General features: G+C 58.2%; 16 protein-coding genes and 1 pseudogene. 13 read left to right on the top strand and 4 right to left on the bottom strand.

All coding sequences use genetic code 11. The annotated features are described in order from the left end of the window. From AC13QY_RS30750 to AC13QY_RS30760, 3 genes are all read left to right on the top strand, one after another. A partial coding sequence (locus tag AC13QY_RS30750) for a TOBE domain-containing protein (RefSeq protein ID WP_488494442.1) occupies positions 1-475 on the top strand: 475 nt, incomplete at its 5' end. 289 nt (positions 476-764) lie between these two features. Further along, positions 765-1,823 carry an FUSC family protein gene (locus AC13QY_RS30755; protein WP_488494443.1) on the top strand — a complete coding sequence of 353 codons (1,059 nt, stop codon included), beginning with the start codon at positions 765-767 and terminating at the stop codon, positions 1,821-1,823. A 627-nt stretch (positions 1,824-2,450) separates the two neighbouring features. Continuing rightward, positions 2,451-2,645 carry a hypothetical protein gene (locus tag AC13QY_RS30760; protein WP_488494444.1) on the top strand — a complete coding sequence of 65 codons (195 nt, stop codon included), beginning with the start codon at positions 2,451-2,453 and terminating at the stop codon, positions 2,643-2,645. A 924-nt stretch (positions 2,646-3,569) separates the two neighbouring features. On the opposite strand, the gene AC13QY_RS30765 is transcribed toward AC13QY_RS30760, so the two are convergent. Continuing rightward, a complete protein-coding gene (locus tag AC13QY_RS30765; RefSeq protein WP_488494445.1) occupies positions 3,570-4,124 on the bottom strand; it encodes a PadR family transcriptional regulator in 555 nt (184 codons plus the stop codon). A gap of 68 nt (positions 4,125-4,192) precedes the next feature. On the opposite strand from AC13QY_RS30765, the gene AC13QY_RS30770 reads away from it, so the two are divergent. The 4 genes from AC13QY_RS30770 to AC13QY_RS30785 all read left to right on the top strand — a co-directional run bounded on the left by AC13QY_RS30770 (position 4,193) and on the right by AC13QY_RS30785 (position 8,106). Further along, positions 4,193-5,197 carry a zinc-binding dehydrogenase gene (locus AC13QY_RS30770; protein WP_488494446.1) on the top strand — a complete coding sequence of 335 codons (1,005 nt, stop codon included), beginning with the start codon at positions 4,193-4,195 and terminating at the stop codon, positions 5,195-5,197. 38 nt (positions 5,198-5,235) lie between these two features. Continuing rightward, on the top strand, positions 5,236-6,345 hold the full coding sequence (locus AC13QY_RS30775) for a WD40/YVTN/BNR-like repeat-containing protein (RefSeq protein WP_488494447.1): 1,110 nt from the start codon (positions 5,236-5,238) through the stop codon (positions 6,343-6,345). After that, a complete protein-coding gene (locus AC13QY_RS30780; RefSeq protein ID WP_488494448.1) occupies positions 6,303-6,839 on the top strand; it encodes a nuclear transport factor 2 family protein in 537 nt (178 codons plus the stop codon). The genes AC13QY_RS30775 and AC13QY_RS30780 overlap by 43 nt, the downstream gene beginning before the upstream one ends. A gap of 47 nt (positions 6,840-6,886) precedes the next feature. Further along, a protein-coding gene (locus AC13QY_RS30785; protein WP_186450385.1) for an IS3 family transposase occupies positions 6,887-8,106 on the top strand; the annotation gives its coding sequence in 2 pieces (ribosomal slippage) (positions 6,887-7,217 and positions 7,217-8,106; 1,221 coding nt in all). A 183-nt stretch (positions 8,107-8,289) separates the two neighbouring features. On the opposite strand, the gene AC13QY_RS30790 is transcribed toward AC13QY_RS30785, so the two are convergent. After that, positions 8,290-9,201 (bottom strand): AraC family transcriptional regulator, encoded by a 912-nt coding sequence (locus AC13QY_RS30790; protein ID WP_488494449.1) that lies wholly within the window; start codon positions 9,199-9,201, stop codon positions 8,290-8,292. Between the two features lie 303 nt (positions 9,202-9,504). Between AC13QY_RS30790 and AC13QY_RS30795 the strand changes: the two genes are divergently transcribed. The 5 genes from AC13QY_RS30795 to AC13QY_RS30815 all read left to right on the top strand — a co-directional run bounded on the left by AC13QY_RS30795 (position 9,505) and on the right by AC13QY_RS30815 (position 13,924). Further along, complete coding sequence (locus AC13QY_RS30795; protein ID WP_488494450.1) at positions 9,505-10,392, top strand: oxidoreductase; 888 nt, start codon at positions 9,505-9,507, stop codon at positions 10,390-10,392. A gap of 174 nt (positions 10,393-10,566) precedes the next feature. Further along, complete coding sequence (locus AC13QY_RS30800; protein WP_488494451.1) at positions 10,567-11,487, top strand: SDR family oxidoreductase; 921 nt, start codon at positions 10,567-10,569, stop codon at positions 11,485-11,487. Between the two features lie 124 nt (positions 11,488-11,611). Further along, entirely contained in the window at positions 11,612-12,241 is a 630-nt protein-coding gene (locus AC13QY_RS30805; protein ID WP_488494452.1) for an MBL fold metallo-hydrolase, read from the top strand. A gap of 126 nt (positions 12,242-12,367) precedes the next feature. Further along, entirely contained in the window at positions 12,368-13,351 is a 984-nt protein-coding gene (locus tag AC13QY_RS30810) for an aldo/keto reductase (RefSeq protein WP_488494453.1), read from the top strand. A 198-nt stretch (positions 13,352-13,549) separates the two neighbouring features. Continuing rightward, entirely contained in the window at positions 13,550-13,924 is a 375-nt protein-coding gene (locus tag AC13QY_RS30815) for a YybH family protein (protein WP_488494454.1), read from the top strand. Positions 13,925-14,285: 361 nt separating this feature from the next. Here AC13QY_RS30815 and AC13QY_RS30820 read toward each other — a convergent pair whose 3' ends face one another. After that, positions 14,286-14,678 (bottom strand): winged helix-turn-helix transcriptional regulator, encoded by a 393-nt coding sequence (locus tag AC13QY_RS30820; protein WP_095438050.1) that lies wholly within the window; start codon positions 14,676-14,678, stop codon positions 14,286-14,288. Positions 14,679-14,725: 47 nt separating this feature from the next. On the opposite strand from AC13QY_RS30820, the gene AC13QY_RS30825 reads away from it, so the two are divergent. After that, positions 14,726-15,535, top strand: coding sequence for an SDR family NAD(P)-dependent oxidoreductase (locus tag AC13QY_RS30825; RefSeq protein WP_488494455.1), 810 nt, complete (start codon positions 14,726-14,728; stop codon positions 15,533-15,535). 337 nt (positions 15,536-15,872) lie between these two features. On the opposite strand, the pseudogene AC13QY_RS30830 reads toward AC13QY_RS30825, so the two are convergent. Continuing rightward, positions 15,873-16,072 (bottom strand): annotated as a pseudogene (locus tag AC13QY_RS30830) (hypothetical protein). Between the last annotated feature and the right edge of the window lie 123 nt (positions 16,073-16,195).

Below are 16,195 nucleotides of genomic sequence, written 5' to 3' on the forward strand. Positions count from 1 at the left end.
CGACCAGACCGAAGCGATGACCATGGCAGACAAGATCGTCGTGCTCAACGGCGGAAAGGTCGAACAGTTCGGACCTCCGCTGGAGCTTTACCGCAATCCGGCAAACACGTTCGTCGCGGGATTCATAGGATCTCCGGAAATCAACCTTTTTCAGGCCGAGGTCAGGGGAAGCTCCGCCGTCACCGCGGACGGGACGTCGTTCCCGCTGGCGCAAGGATTGGCTCCAGACACGAAAATCACCTACGGGATCCGACCGCAGCACATAACTCTTGCTTCGGCCGGAGTGAAGGGCGTGGTCTTGCTTGTCGAACCCACCGGAGAGGAACAGGAAATCGTGGTAAGAGTGGGCAACACGGATATCCAGGCGATCGTTCCTTCCAAAAGCAGGGTCGCCGTCGGGGATATCGTCCAGCTCGGCATCGACCCAGACAAGGTTCTTACCTTCAATGCATCGACGGGTGCCAGGCTCAACTAGCGCATTGGTATGGTCCGGTAGCACTTGCTGATCGGGCAGCCAAACCTGTCTCACTAAAATCCGACCGGTCCTGCCGCGGGTGTTCGCGATCGGCTCGGCGGCTTTCGCGGAAGTCGATCGACAATCGGTCTTCAGCGGCCTGATTGTGCCGACATGCTTGGCAGTGGTGTTCGTTCCGCCTTTCTACATTGTCCTGCAACGCATGGGGGAATATCGTAAGCGGCCACAGAGTGGGGCAATGGCGCCACAGGCCGGCGAGTGAGCAGGCTTGGCTGTCTTGGGAGGAACCATGCTGAGCTCAATTGCGTGCTGGCTGGAGACGGTGGATCCAGGATGCCACCGTCGAATCAAAGGGACCCGGCTTGTTACCGCCTTCGGCATCGCGGCGCTTGCGGGGGCGCACTACGCGAGCACCTATTCTGTTCCTAAAGGCAATGCCTTGGGCGTTCTCGCCGCGGGATTTGCCCTCTGGGGCAGTGTTTCAGAAGCGCGCGCCACTCGGCTTGAATCGACGAGAGATCTGCTTCTCCTAGCGGTGGCTGCAGTAAGTGGCGCGATCGTCACGGCAGCCACCGTTCCGGCGGTGAATTCCTTGATGCCGTCGATTTCGGAGATCGTGCTCGTGCTGGGGGCCTTTCTCGTCGGCTATCTTCGGCGACTTGGAACCACCGGTGCGGGCATGGGCTCCCAGTTCTTCATTGGCCAGCTTCTCGCCTATAACGCCGGCCTCACCAAAGACGACATAGGTCTGATACTGGTATCTGGAGCGATCGCGGCCGTCGCCTCCATCATGCCAAGGATTCTGAGCGGACCGTCCGAACATCCGGCGGCTCCGATGTCCGTGCCGGTGGTTCTACCAAGCCGGTTTTCACCCGAGCTGGCCATGGGACTTCAGGCCGGCGCCGCCGCTCTCGCTGTCGTTATCCTGAGCGCCTTCCTCGGGCTCGAGGAGTCGATCTGGGCGGTGACGGCGGGCGCATATGTCGTGGCAGGATCGATGTCGGGAACGATGGATCGTGCTCGTCGGCGGATCCTTGGCACAGCAGTGGGTGTTCCGATCGGCCTTGCGATGCTGCCTGCCGCGATGGACTATCCGCTCGTGATCTGGGGGACCGCTGCCGTCGCTATGGTAATCTATGCAATGGCGCTGCCGGAACGGTATGACATCGCGTGCGGCGCTTACGCCTATACGTTGGTTGTGACGTTGGCGGCCACCGGAGAGCACTCCTATACTCTTCTCGCCGCCCGGCTATGGGAGACAGCGTTGGGGGCTTTGGCTGGTCTACTCGCCGCCGCCATCGTGTTCCCGTTAAGAACTACGAAGGCGGACTTGAGATACCGCATCTGAGGCTCGCCCGGGCGACCAGGAGAAGCCCCACAAACGTCCGCGATGCTTGATCGGGTCAGCCCCGCTTTGCAGCGACCCTCTCGACCAGGCGTCGCCTGGTCGTGCACCCGAAACCCAGCGATGTTCTTGAAGGCCTCTCGGAACACGCCGTCACCAGCACCGCCGTCGTCAAGGGGAAATCTGTCAAACGGCGGTTGCCGCCCCTCTAAGAAGAGTCCCGGCCGCTCGGTCTGTAATATTGCGGGTAAAGCCTTTGACAGGCCTTCGACAAACGGCGTCGGACGAACGTACATCATTTGTTACTTCGCATCTGCGGTAATTGTCATACGATTTAAAACGCTAAATAACCACAAAAATCAGTTGCTTGCTCGAACTTTCTCGACTACGTTTTTTACAGAAGGGTTCCGAAATAACCGGCCCTTGCCGACGATACTCAGCGGTCGCTTGACCTTGCTTGAGGGAGGATGATGACGTTGTTTGTCCGACTTCGTTTCTTCGCATCGGTGCAGCGAGTGCGTGATCTCGTCTCGATCCGATACCGACCTACGACGGCGATCTGACGCGTCGTAAACCCTTTGTTCCATTTTTCTAAGATGGCGCTCCCGTGTGGCGCGCCCGAGGTTTGTTATGCAAAAGCAAGCTGTCGTATTCAATGGTGAGGAAGTTGGGATCGCGGTCCCTGTCGAAAATCGCCTCAAATTTATCGCTGTCCGCTTCAATGTCATCGACTTGGACAACAGGCTCTTCGACACGGTTACCGAAATCCGGCGCGCCATTACAGAGCATCTCGTGTCCAGCGGTCCTGCGCTCACCTCTCACTGAGTGGCATAAACTCTGGTCACCATTCCCAAGGCGGACTTCGAACGCCTCCAAATACGCTTTCCCGAACGACGATAGCGGGAGCATGGAGATCACGCTGACCATGGAAGGGAGCGGATATCCTCCCCACCGTGGCGGATAACGGGGCAGGGAGCCCGCCCGACCTTGGCGGCGGGATCGGATCGAAACCCGCCAGACTGACGGCGGCTCAGTTTCGATGGGGAGGTGATCCCATAGCCTCGGAGAAGGGGTGCCGTGTCGACGGCGAGCTGAGGCAGCCGACGAGAAATCGCAGGCTTTGTTCGATTTATCGAATATGGTTGTCGGTGCAGGGATTCGAACCCCGCGTCACAGCTCGAAGGCTGGAAGCAACCTCGGATACCCGAGGGATGGGAGAGCGCCACGCTCCGATTACGCTTCATGGCCCCTGCGATTGTTCCTGATAGGATGGCCTTGGGGCAACATTGACGATTGCCTCCACACATCTCGGACGCCGTCTTGGGTAGTTCGAGCGACTTATCGTCGTTACCGAGTTCCTGAATGCGCTAACGCAGGCAACCCTCGGCGGTGTCGAACTCCCGGGTGCATAGAATATCTCGATCCCATCTTCGAAGTTGGCTGAATGCCGAATCCGCCAGTACGTGAAGCCGTCTGTCGATCATTTTCTCGGTTCCATAGATCAACGATATGCCGCGTGAGGGAATCGCGTGGTCGTCGGTTCGAATCCGTTCAAGGCGTGCGTGTACATCATCCTCCAATCAGATGGCTCGATCTTGATCTGTTGCGTCGACACAACGGCCGCATAGCGCTGACCGGCGCTGGCGCAATTTACAATCAAGAGCTTGCAGGCTTGCTGGAAAAAGCTCGCGCGGGAGAGCAGCGTGCGATCGAAGCTGGCAAAAAGGAACGCGGATTATCGAACGCGCCTTAGCCGTTGGCTTTCAACGGAGGCTTTTTGAAAGCTGACGCGATTAGCTCGTCGAGAAATTCGAGGTCTGCCGCCAATCGCCGCTCACTGTGCTTGAGAGCCCAGACCTGCATCCCGCTGACGCATTGCATGGCGTCGCTGGTTATCTTCCGGCGCTGCTCAAGCAAGTTCGCTGTCGCCTCGCGACGCTTGATAAGCGTATCATGAAGCCATTTTTGATCGTATCCTTCTGCAACGCTAATGCCCAGGTCAAACGGATCATATCGAAACCAGACCTCTTCTAGGAGTTGCCGACGAAGGTCCTGCAACACTGCGCGACCTTCTTGGGTGATCTCGAATATCTGCCGTGCCGGTCGGTTGCCCTCCGACTGCCGGTCGATCTCCCGCAGCAATCCTTCCGACGCCAGCCGGCCTATCGCGCCGTAGACCGCTCCGACCGTTATATCCGTCCAGAGCGGCATGCGCTTGCGTTCGGCTTCTTTCCTTAAGTGGTGACCATGGGTCGGGCCGATTTCCTCGAAACATGAAAGAATGAAAAAGCGGATGGATGACATATTGCTCTCGCGCGAGTAGTTTCGTAGGATGTCGATATCAGAGGAATGTAACGCTAATCGAGGGTATTATGAAAGCGGTTATTGTCGATGCGGCTGGCGATCCCAAAGATGTGGTCAAACTCGGTGATGTCGACGAACCCATCGCCAAGTCAGGCGAGGCGATCGTTCGGGTAACGAAAAGGGTTGTTCATGCCGCCGATCACCAAGCGGTTCGTGGCTTCCTTCCCCGGCAGTTCTTTTCAGAACAGGGCATTCCCGGCATTGACGGGGTCGGGGTGATCGAAAGTTTTGGTGAGCGAGCGCTGGCCGACCAACAGTTCTCGGTCGGTTCCCGAGTCGGCTTCTACCCGACGCGCGGCACATGGGCGGAACGGGTCGCAATGCCGCTCGGCACGTTGGTCCAATTACCAGACGATATCGGCGATGCGGTTCTCAGCCAGCTGCTCACCAACGGCATGGCCGCCTTGCTGCTATTGCGCACTGCGGTCCAGGCGAACGGCGAGATGGGAAAAGACAGACCCATCCTCGTTTCCGCCGCAACCTCGACCGTCGGCCGAATCTTCATAACGCTTGCCGCAATCCAGAACCGCAAGGTCATCGGACTCGTCAGGCGCAATGATGCCGTCGATGCAATCCAGCAGGATTTTCCAGGCATGCCTGCGATCAACACCAGCGTGAGCGACTGGCAGGACACGCTTAAGGCTGCCGCTGGCGGCGATATCGGTGTTGTTGTCGATCCCGTCGGGGGCGCGCTGCTGCCCGCATTGCTGGGCGTACTTGCTCCAGGCGGCACCGCCATTGTCTATGGTGGGCTTGATCCCCGTCCATCGCCGATCTCGACGCTGCTCATCACAGCCCGCGGCCTTACTATAAAAGGGCTTTCGTCCGCAGGACTGGCCTCTGCCATGCCGGCTGCAGACCGTGCGGCGTGTTTCAAAGAGATCTTCGAGGCGGCACGACAGAGTCCGCATATTTTTGATGTCGAAACCGAGTATCCTCTGGCTGAAGCCGCACGAGCCGTTGAACTCTCCGAGCTTGGTCCCAGGCGTGGGGCGATCATACTCACGTCCTGACCGGCTTTGGCTGACGATATCCGACGACTGGAGGCATCATGACACATTTCCTGATTGGCATGAGTGGCGGGCTTTTCCGCTTCGAACGGGATAGCCAAAAGCTCGAGGCGCTTATGCCGGCCACGCAACCGACCGCGGTTGCGATCGATCCCAGCGAACCAGCGATCATCTATTGCGCTACCTACAATCGCGGTCTTTGGCGAAGCGATGACACGGGGCGCACCTGGCTTCCGGTTGGGACGCCGCAAAGCTATTACGGCCCAGAGGTCGATGGCGCATTGCCCGAACGCGAGACGACTTTTGTCAGTGTCGATCCGCAGAAAAATCATGACGGCCGGCATCCTGTCTGGGTCGGGACAGAACCCAGCAAGCTCTATCGCTCGGACGACCACGGCCTAACCTTTCAGCTTGTCAACGCATTGGACAGTCTGCCCTCCCGACGTAGCTGGGCCTATCCGCCGCGGCCGGCGACGCACCATGTGCGATGGATCGCACACGGTGAACGCGGACAGATCTACCTATCAATCGAATTTGGCGCCTTTCTTCGCAGCATGGATGGCGGCGAAACCTTCGAGGATCGCCGTTCTGACAGTCCGCTTGATACCCACGTCTTGCTAACCCATCCGCTGGCACCGCGAAGGATCTACGGCGCGCTTGGAGATGGACTTATGATGCCGGGCCGGTCCTTCGGCGAAAGCCTGGATGGCGGCGAGTCCTGGAACTACGTCAGCCGCGGTCTCGAGGAAATGGTCTACCTCTATGGAATGTCGATTAACCCGTCGGATCCTGACGACATTCGCGTTGCCGCATCGCCCAGTCCGGGCATGGCACACGGCCGCGACTGGAAGGCGCAACTTCACGACAGCCAGAATGATCGCCAAGCCACGTTCAGCCGACATCCCTCAGCTGGACCCTCTTCGATCTTCAAACGTGTCGGCCAGGTTTGGAAGGAGGACGCCATCGGCTTTCCCCGCGACCACAGTCTCGTTCCGGTCCTGACAGCTGACCTGCATAGGCCAGGATACTGGTTTGCCCTTTCGAACCTTGGCCTGTTCGAGCAGGTGCCGGGTGAGGAGGGTTGGCAGCTTATCGCAAACGATCCGGCATGGGAAAACATGCACCCGATGAGTTTGCTGCCACTTGGTTGAGTGCTTCTTCAGAGAAGACTTGCAACCGCGAGATAATTGCCGGGGCCAGCACCGGTAAGCCCAATACATGCAACTTAGGAAACACCGCCATGGATAGTAATATATCTTTGAGCAATCACGATATAATCGAAATCGTTCGCTCCTACTACAGCGCCGTCGATTCGCGAGATCCTGATCGTTTGGCCGCCCTCTATCTGGATGCGCCGACGACTACTCTGAAGTTCAATGCTGACCCGGCTATTGTGACCGTGGAAGCGATCAGAGCATTTACAGCCGGGTTCTCTCTGGCAGTCGCAGGCATTCACCACACGATGATCGAGATTTGGAAAACGCCTTTGCTCGGCAACATCGTCCCGGTCGATCTTGAGCCTTCACGCGAGCACGCTGTGACCGTAGCCTCGACTGCCCTTCCGATCTTCTCGTTTACAAAAGGCTCGGACGATATCGCTTTGCCGGCGACATCGATCTTCACCATGAACTGCACCCCGTTCTGACCGGACAGTCGGCATAAGCAGAAAGGCTCAAGCACAGGCTTGAGGACATGCTTATGTCTAACGAGTATCGACACGTTGAACTGCTGACGGGTGATGTCCGGCGCAGACGGTGGACAACCGAGCAAAAGCTGACAATCATCGAGCAGAGTTTCGAACCAGGCGAGACGGTATCTTCCACCGCTCGCCGCCATGGCGTTGCGCCCAATCTGCTTTACCGGTGGCGCAGGCTCTTGAGCGAGGGAGGTGCTGCAGCCGTGGATTCTGACGAGCCGGTTGTGGGCAATTCGGAAGTGAAGAAGCTGGAGGACCGCGTCCGCGAGCTGGAGCGCATGCTCGGCCGCAAAACGATGGAGGTCGAAATCCTCCGCGAAGCACTTTCGAAAGCAGACTCAAAAAAACGGATATCGCGGCCGATCTTGTTGCCGAAGGACGGTTCCCGATGAAGACCGTCGCAGACACGCTGGGCGTCTCCCGCTCCAACCTCGTTGAGCGGCTAAAAGGCAGATCAAAGCCGCGCGGGCCCTATCACAAGGCCGAGGATACAGAGCTTCTGCCCGCCATTCGCAGGCTGGTTGATCAAAGGCCAACCTATGGCTATCGGCGGATCGCCGCGCTCCTCAATCGCGAAAGGCGAGCCGCCGATAAGCCTGTCGTCAACGCCAAGCGGGTTCATCGCATCATGGGCAACCACGCGATGTTGCTGGAGAAGCATACGGCCGTTCGCAAGGGCCGCATCCATGACGGCAAGGTCATGGTCATGCGCTCGAACCTGCGCTGGTGCTCGGATGGACTGGAGTTTAACTGCTGGAATGGCGAAGTCGTTCGTCTCGCCTTCATCATCGACGCCTTCGATCGCGAAATCATCGCCTGGGCGGCGGTCGCCAATGCAGGCATCTCCGGCTCAGACGTGCGCGACATGATGCTGGAGGCGGTCGAAAAACGCTTCGGCGCAACCCGAGCCCCGCATGCTATCGAGCACCTCTCGGATAATGGCTCGGCCTATACCGCACGGGAGACACGGATGTTTGCCCAGGCGCTCAATCTGACGCCCTGCTTCACGCCGGTGGCCAGCCCCCAGTCGAACGGCATGTCCGAGGCATTCGTGAAAACTCTGAAACGGGATTACATCCGCCTATCAGCTCTACCGGACTCCGAAACGACGCTCCGGCTCATCGACGGATGGATTGAAGATTACAACGAAATCCATCCCCATTCCGCGCTCAAGATGGCTTCCCCACGGCAGTTCATCAGGGCTAAATCAAACTAGCCGACATGTCCGGTGAAACGGGGAGCACTCCACACCATTGACACCGAAACGAAGAAGTTCATCTCGGTGCACAACATGTTTGACATCGGCAAGATCTATGCCGCGTTGAACAATTAACTCTGACACATCTCTTGCTGGCGAACATTTCCGACCGGACTTTCTGCAACGAAAGCCCGGTCGCTGTCAGTTATGCGCCACGTGGTGCAAACCGTTGCGTCGGGGCGACCTTCCCATCACCCGCTTGAAGGCGGTGCTGAACGCGCTTTCCGACTCGTAGCCGAGCGAAAATGCAATCGCGGAAATCGGCTCGTCGGACTGCGACAGACGATCACCGGCGAGCAACATCCGCCATCGCGTCAGATAGTCGATCGGTGCTGTTCCTACGGTTTCCTTGAAACGCTGGGCGAAAGCTGACCGGGACATTCCAGTCAGTTCGCCAAGTTCCTGCACTGTCCACGACCGGGCAGGGTTCTGGTGCATCGCGATCAACGCCGTGCTGACATTCTTGTCGGCCAGTGCGGACAGCAGGCCGACGCCACCCTGGCCGAGGTTGCGGCGCAGCGCCTGAAGAAGGATCATGTGCGCAAGGTGTTGCAACACCAGGACCGTGCCCGCCGTCGGCGAGCGCAACTCCTCCATCATCTGTTCGACCAGCCAACGCAATGGCGTGTGCTCCGTGCCGTTGCGGATGTGGACGATATGCGGAAGCAGGCTCAAGAGGATGCCAATCTGCTGCTCCGAGACGGAAAACCGGCTGCTGACGATGAACGTCCGACCACCGCCATTCAACTGAATGATACCGCCGTTTTCGGCGCCGCTGAACACCGTCTCGGCCAGAATGGACTTTAGCCCAGGCTCGCTTGCGAGCTGGAAGGTCTGGCCGCGGGGAAGGACGAAGCAGTCGCCGGCATGCAATTGCACCGGCTTTGCAACGCCTGTTACCGAAACCCAGCAACTGCCGACCACCACGGCCGCACTTTTGATTGTTCCCTGCTGATCAGGAAAATCGATTGCCCAATCGCCGCCTGCGTCAAAGCCGGCCGACATATAGTTCACCGGCTTCAATAGGGACAGCAGATCGGAGAGTGGATCCATTGGCGCCTCGGACAATCGAAAGTAAAATCGCTGAACTTCTTTTAAATCGTCTACCATCGGAGGGATAGGTCCTTGTCAATTTTTTACGGAGAATGCGCCGGGAAAGCAGGTTGCGACGGCGCGCAATTTATCTTTTCGGATGATCCGCGCCGAGTGAACTGAAAAAGACCCCCATGGACGAAGGCGAACGAAACTTGGACGATCGAAAATGGATCGCCTCTGCCGGCCGTGCTTTGCTGCCGGCCTTGTTGCATTCGGCCGCTCTTATGGATCGGCCCAAGCGACCGAACAGAGGAGTGATCCATGACTACGATCGAGCCCGCCGCCGGGAAGCCCGGCACCTTCATGCTTGGTGGTCGCGAGGTCAGCCGCATGGGCTACGGCGCGATGCAGGTTGCAGGCCCAGGCGTCTTCGGCCCGCCTCGCGACCATGGTGCCGCGATATCGGTCTTGAAGGTGGCCGTGGCATCAGGTGTCAATCACATCGATACGAGCGATTTCTACGGGCCACATGTCGTAAACAAGCTGATCAACGAGGCCCTTTCGCCCTATCCGGCTGGCCTGACCATCGTCACGAAAGTCGGCGCTATCAGGGGCGATGATGGCTCCTGGCAGAAGGCGGCGGAGCCGGATGAGCTGCGGGCCTCTGTCGAAGACAATCTGAGGAACCTCGGCATCGATCATCTCGAAGTCGTCAATTTGCGGGTCCATCCGGACGATCAGGCAAAGGGCAACCACTCGGTGGCAAGAAGCTTCGGCGCGCTTGCTGCCATGCGCGAAGAAGGACTGATCAAACATCTTGGTATCAGCGGCGCCACGCTGCCGCAGGTCTCGGAAGCGCGATCGATCGCGCCGGTCGTCTGCGTCCAAAACGAGTACAATCTTGCCCATCGCGACGACGACGAACTGATCGACAGTCTTGCAGAAGACGGGGTCGCTTACGTCCCGTTCTTCCCACTCGGTGGGTTCAACCCGCTTCAATCGGAAAGCCTCTCCAAGGTCGCCGGACGTCTCGGGGCCAGTCCATTGCAGGTGGCCCTCGCCTGGCTGCTGCAGCGCTCGCCCAACATATTGCTGATCCCGGGCACCTCTTCGGTCGCGCATTTACATGAGAACCTTGCCGCCGCCGCGCTCTCGCTGCCCGCCGATGCGGTAGCCGAGCTCGACACGATCGGCTCGAAGGTGGGCTAACCGCAAGAGGTCGCCGTCTAGGCTGTTTTCGATCTCGGTGGACGATGACCAAGGAAACTTGGACGATCTAACATAGATCGTATTTGTCCTCAGGACTATAAGCGATGCGTAGCTCTCGCGCGAGTAATCGCGCTAAGAGCGAACCAATAGTCACGAAACGATGGAAAAATTACTATGCGCGTTTTTGTTACCGGAGCGACCGGATTCGTCGGCTCCGCAGTCGTGAAAGACCTCCTCTCCGCCGGTCATGAAGTTCTCGGCCTGGTCAGATCCGACCGGTCCGCAGCTGAGCTCACGGCAGTTGGCGCAACGCCTCATCGCGGCGATATCGAGGACCTCGATAGCGTGGGGGCAGGCGCAATCGCAAGCGACGCTGTGATCCACACCGCGTTCAGCAACGATTTCTCGAAGTTCGTCGAGAACTGCGAAGCGGATCGCCGGCTGATCGAGGCCCTCGGTTCCGCCGTCGAAGGTACGTCGCGCCGCCTCGTCATTACCTCGGCCGTCGGCATTCTCCCCAAGAGCGTCAGGGTAACCGAGGACACGTTGCCGGAAACCGGCGGGTTCAACCCGCGCGCGGCGACGGAAGAAGCAACCGATGCGATCGTCCAGAAGGGAGTGCATGCTACGACCGTCCGTCTCGCATCGTCGGTCCATGGTGAGGGCGACCACGCTTTCGTGCCTATGCTGATCGAGATTGCGCGCAAGACTGGCGTTTCCGTATACATCGATGACGGTCAGAACAACTGGCCGGCCGTGCATCGGTTCGACGCGGCGGCGCTGTATCGCCTTGCGCTCGAGAAGGGTGAGTCAGGCCACCGCTATCACGCGGTTGCGGAAGAGAAGGTTCCCTTCAAGGACATCGCGACCGCGATCGGCCGCGGGCTGGGCGTGCCTGTTGTTTCCAAGTCGATGCCTGAAGCAGAGGCTCACTTCGGATGGTTTGCGAATTTCGTCGCCTTTGACCTCGATCCCTCGAGCGACCTCACGCAGGCGCGTCTGGGCTGGAAGCCGACGATGCCAACATTGCTATCGGACCTCGCAAGCGGCGCCTACTTCAAGCCGGCCGAAGACCCGAAAGCTTTGCGCGGATAACTCCCGCGCGGGTGAGGGAGGGCCGTTCCGAGAACCGCCCTCCCGCAAACCTGACGCAGTGTTCAATTCGAAAAAGCAAGATCCGGATCACTTCACAGATACGGACAACTATAGGGAGACAAGGGTGAAACAAATCTATCCCGATCTCTGGCAGACCCGCGCCGAGCATCCGTTCTCGGGGGTCAGTTCCCACGCATACCTGCTCATCCGTGAGACTGGCAACATCCTGTTCTACAGTTCTGGCGTCCCGGAGGACCTCGATCATATGGAGGCCCTTGGCGGTGTCGCTTACCACTGTATCAGCCACAGGGACGAGGTCGGGCCAGCCTTGCTCAAAATCAAGCAGCGGTTTGGTGCCAAACTCTGCTGCCACCTATTGGAGGCGAAGGCGGTAGACAGAGTGGCGGCCATCGATCACCTGTTCGAGGGAAGGGAAAATTTGCCCGGTGGCGTGGAGGTCATCCACACGCCTGGTCACACGGACGGTAGCGTCTGTTTTCTGGTGCCTTCCGGCGAAGAAACCTATCTGCTGACCGGGGACACTATCTATCGGCATGACGGCGCCTGGGAAACCCGCGTCAATCGGTTTGTTGGGGGCGGTTCGAGATTCGACCTCCGGGCAAGCCTTGCGCTTTTGGGCGAGCTGTCGCCAACCGTGGTCATTTCCAGCGCCTCGATGGGCGATGAGCCCTACAGGAAACTGACGCCTGACGAATGGCGCGCAGACATTGCCAACGTGCTGCGCAAGGTCTGATCGGTTTTCGTGATCGCCCCTGACCCCAGGTCGTTATCACTGCGACTGGCAGCAGGGACCGACTGCACATCGACCGAACGTGAGAAAACGAACCAGAACAGACGTAAACGACGACAGGGGATAGACATGCAAAAGCGCAAACTCGGCCAAGGCCTGGAAGTTTCGGCTTTGTCTCTGGGAACCATGGGATATGGCCAGGAACGAAACCTGCCGGACCGCGAGGACATGATCACACTGATCAGAACCGCCGTCGACCGTGGCATGGATATGTTCGACACGGCCGAGGTCTATGGCCCTTGGACGAATGAAGAGATGGTCGGCGAGGCGCTCGCCCCGGTCAGAGACAAGGTCAAGATCGCGACCAAGTTCGGCATGGACGTCGACCAGGATACGGGCGAGATCCGCATGGCGGCAAACAGCAAACCTACTCAGATCCGCCGGTCTGTCGAGGGAAGCTTGAAGCGGCTCAGGACCGACCACATCGACCTTCTCTACCAGCACCGCGTCGATCCGGAAGTGCCGATGGAGGATGTCGCGGGCGTTGTCAAAGACCTCATCAGTGAAGGTAAGGTGCTCTGGTTCGGCCTGTCCGAAGCAAGCGAGGAGTCCATCCGGCGCGCTCATGCGGTTCAACCGGTCGCTGCGCTCCAGAGTGAGTATTCGCTTTGGACCCGAGAGCCGGAGGCCGGAATTATCCCCACGCTCGAGGAACTGGGCATCGGATTTGTGACATACAGCCCGCTCGGCAAGGGATTTCTCACAGGCAAGATGGACAGCCGCACGAAGTTTGACCCGTCCGACCTTCGTGGCCATACGCCACGGTTTTCCGAAGAGGCACGCCAGGCAAACCAGAAGCTCGTCGACCTCATATACAAGATCGCCGAGAGGCGGAACGCCACGCCCGCACAGATTGCACTCGCTTGGCTTCTTGCGCAAAAGCCGTGGATCGTGCCGGTCTTCGGAACCCGGAAGCTGTCGCGTTTTGACGAGAATATCGCTGCAGTCGAGATCGAGCTTGAAAAGGCAGACTTCGATGAGATCGATCAGGCGGATATCCAGATCCAGGGTGCACGTTATCCCGAGGCCATGCTGAAGTTGACCGGTCTATGAACGCAGGCGTCGAGGAAGCAGGAAATCCCCTGAGCTCGCAAAGCTCCCTGATGCCTTCCGGACAATACCTGCCGATCGGCAAACGGTAGAGCCTCAAATTATGAGAGTCTAATAGCCTACTGGATGTCCGCTAATCGGTGAAGCCGATAGCGCATCATAGCTGCACGTCATCAAGTAGCATAACATCAAGGACGGAACATGCCTGACTCCAGACCACAAGATGCGCACCGCAACTTCGAAGACGCCTTTAACTCTGGCGACATCGAAGCACTGCTAGCGCTTTATACCGTCGACGCACGCCTCGTCTCCGATTCGGGGAGGGTAGCGATCGGTCCCGATGCGATACGCGAGGAGCTGGTAGGTTTATTCGCGATCAAAGGTCGGATGACCGTTCAAACTCTTTCGGCCGTTCAGGCCGGCGACATCGCCATGCTGCGCGCAGAATGGCTTCTCGACGGACTAGGTCCCGATGATCAGCCTGTCGCTCTAAGCGGAAAGACATCGGAGGTGGTCCTGCGACAGCCGGATGGGCAATGGCTCTACCTCATCGATAACCCGCATGGCTCGGAATAATTGAAGGGGTCACTCGGTTGCCGTTTTAGAAGTAAACACCGTCGGGCGACCGGTGACGTAAGGATGAAAATTGAGCGCACTTCGGTAGCAGCGCGGATATCCGATCAATCGTCATATCGAGTTCCATGCCAAAGAATTGGCGGTCCGGGCCGGCTAGAAACGCCCGGTAGCCTCCAGGACTTCTTGAGCCGAGCCCTTTATGTTCCATAAATTAGATTATCTGTTATTTAACCGGCTAAATATAAAATTCTGTTTCCGACTGCGACATGCCAATAATTTCAATGGCTTCACTTTGGAGAAGATCGGTAAGCGGCGTTTCCCTCGCACGTTGACTAAGCGCAACAGGCCGCTTCCTCAGCGCTCATGGTCGTCGGTCGGACGCTTCCGGGTAGTCCCTCGAAAATTCCCGCGCCGCCATCAAGACCGGCATAAGACCACGGCCAGCAACCGTAAGATAATATTCGACCCGGGGCGGCTGCTCACCAAAGTCGCGTCTTGCGACAAGGCCGTCGCACTCCAACTCCCGAAGGTGTTGTGTGAGCATTTTCTGAGAAATGTCTGGGATGTCTCGCATGAACTGTGACGCTCGCATCGATGGCTCGGCAAACAGCCGAAACAGGATGGGTAGCTTCCAACGACCAGTGATCATTCGAAGCACTCTGGTCACATGTGCAACCGATCCATCGGGGCCGAGACAAACCTCCCTTGGTTCTCGTTCGATAGGCACCTTAAAGTGCGTAATTGCCTCGTTCATCGTCTTGTCCCCTTATCAGTACATCGCAGTAAGATGGGGATTGCCAAGTGGATTTGAAACTTGATGGAAAAATTGCGCTTGTCACAGGAAGCAGCAAGGGTATCGGCGAAGGCGTTGCCAAAGGTCTGGCGCGTGAGGGCGCTATCGTCATCGTCCATGGCCGTAACAAAACGAGTACCGAAGAAGTCGCCCACGACATCGTCACCCAGGGTGGCCGCGCCTATGCGGTCTTTGGCGATCTGACGAATGACGATGACGTAGAAGGGCTCGTCAATGATGCCCAGGCTTTCGTTAAACCCGTAGAAATCTTGATCAACAATGCGGGGGGCTCTGGCGAGCCTGAAGACTGGAGCACCACTCGCCCGGAGACATGGGCATCTGAGTACGACCGAAACGTGCTGGCGGCAGTAAGGATGACCGCTCGGCTGTTGCCAAACATGCGGGCTGCTAAATGGGGAAGAATCGTCAATATCTCCAGCATGGCCGCGATGATGGCTCCTGCGAAAAGGCCCGATTACGCTGCCGCCAAGGCTGCTATGATCGCGATGACGGCCTCGCTGGCAAAGGAGGTTGCCATGGATGGTATTACGGCGAACACGGTGTCGCCCGGAACGATTCACAGCGACAGATTAGACGAAGGCTTCAGAAAGGTCGCCGCCGCGCAAGGTTTTGCGTCAGACGCACCATGGACCGAAATCGAGAAAATCGTGCTGCCGATGTTTGCCGAAGTGCCCATGGGCAGGGTTGGAACGCTTGATGAGATCGCCGATGCCATCGCCTTTCTTGCAAGCCCGCGCGCCAGCTATATCACGGGAGCGAACCTACGGCTCGACGGCGGCATGTGGCCGGGACTTTAATCGTCTGCGGTGTCCGCTTCGAGCCGACAGTACCCTTTAACGCCATGCCGCCCTCCACAGAATACCACCTATTACTTGCTAGCCACATGCATCTGAACGACTGCTGAACGGCCTCAAGCCGCACAGATGTCGATCGCCATTGGCGCTTGGACGATTTGGCAGGGGGCCGGCTTGAGAAATCTTCGCGATCCAGCGGAGCGAGTGTGCCCCGCCGGATGAGGATCGCCTGTCAAGATGCACTTTTCAGTGCGCCCACCTTCAGGCGTTCCGCTCGTTTTCGCCGGGGTCCTGCAGCGCGGAGCGAAGAGATTCCTGTGACCCTAGTGAACAGGAGCAATCACGGGAGCGGCCGCTTGCGTCGCGCCAGCGCGACCACCACAACGCCGACAATGGCGACCAGAGCTCCCCGATAAATCCAGGGTGACTGGTCGATCATGAAGCTCTCGGCCGGATATGGAAAATACCCACTGCCCTGACCCATCCAAACGAGACCGATCAGAACAAGCAGTCCCCTAAACCATATGCAAGCTTCACCATAGCGATCTCCTTGTTCCAGATTCGCGAGCAGAAAAAGTAGTGACAATTTCAATGAATGCGACGGTTGGGGGACCGCCTGCAGCACCAGACTCCTCCGGTCATTCCATGCTGATAAAGCGGATG

The sequence above is a fragment of the Martinezella sp. CNPSo 3795 genome, assembly GCF_057784475.1.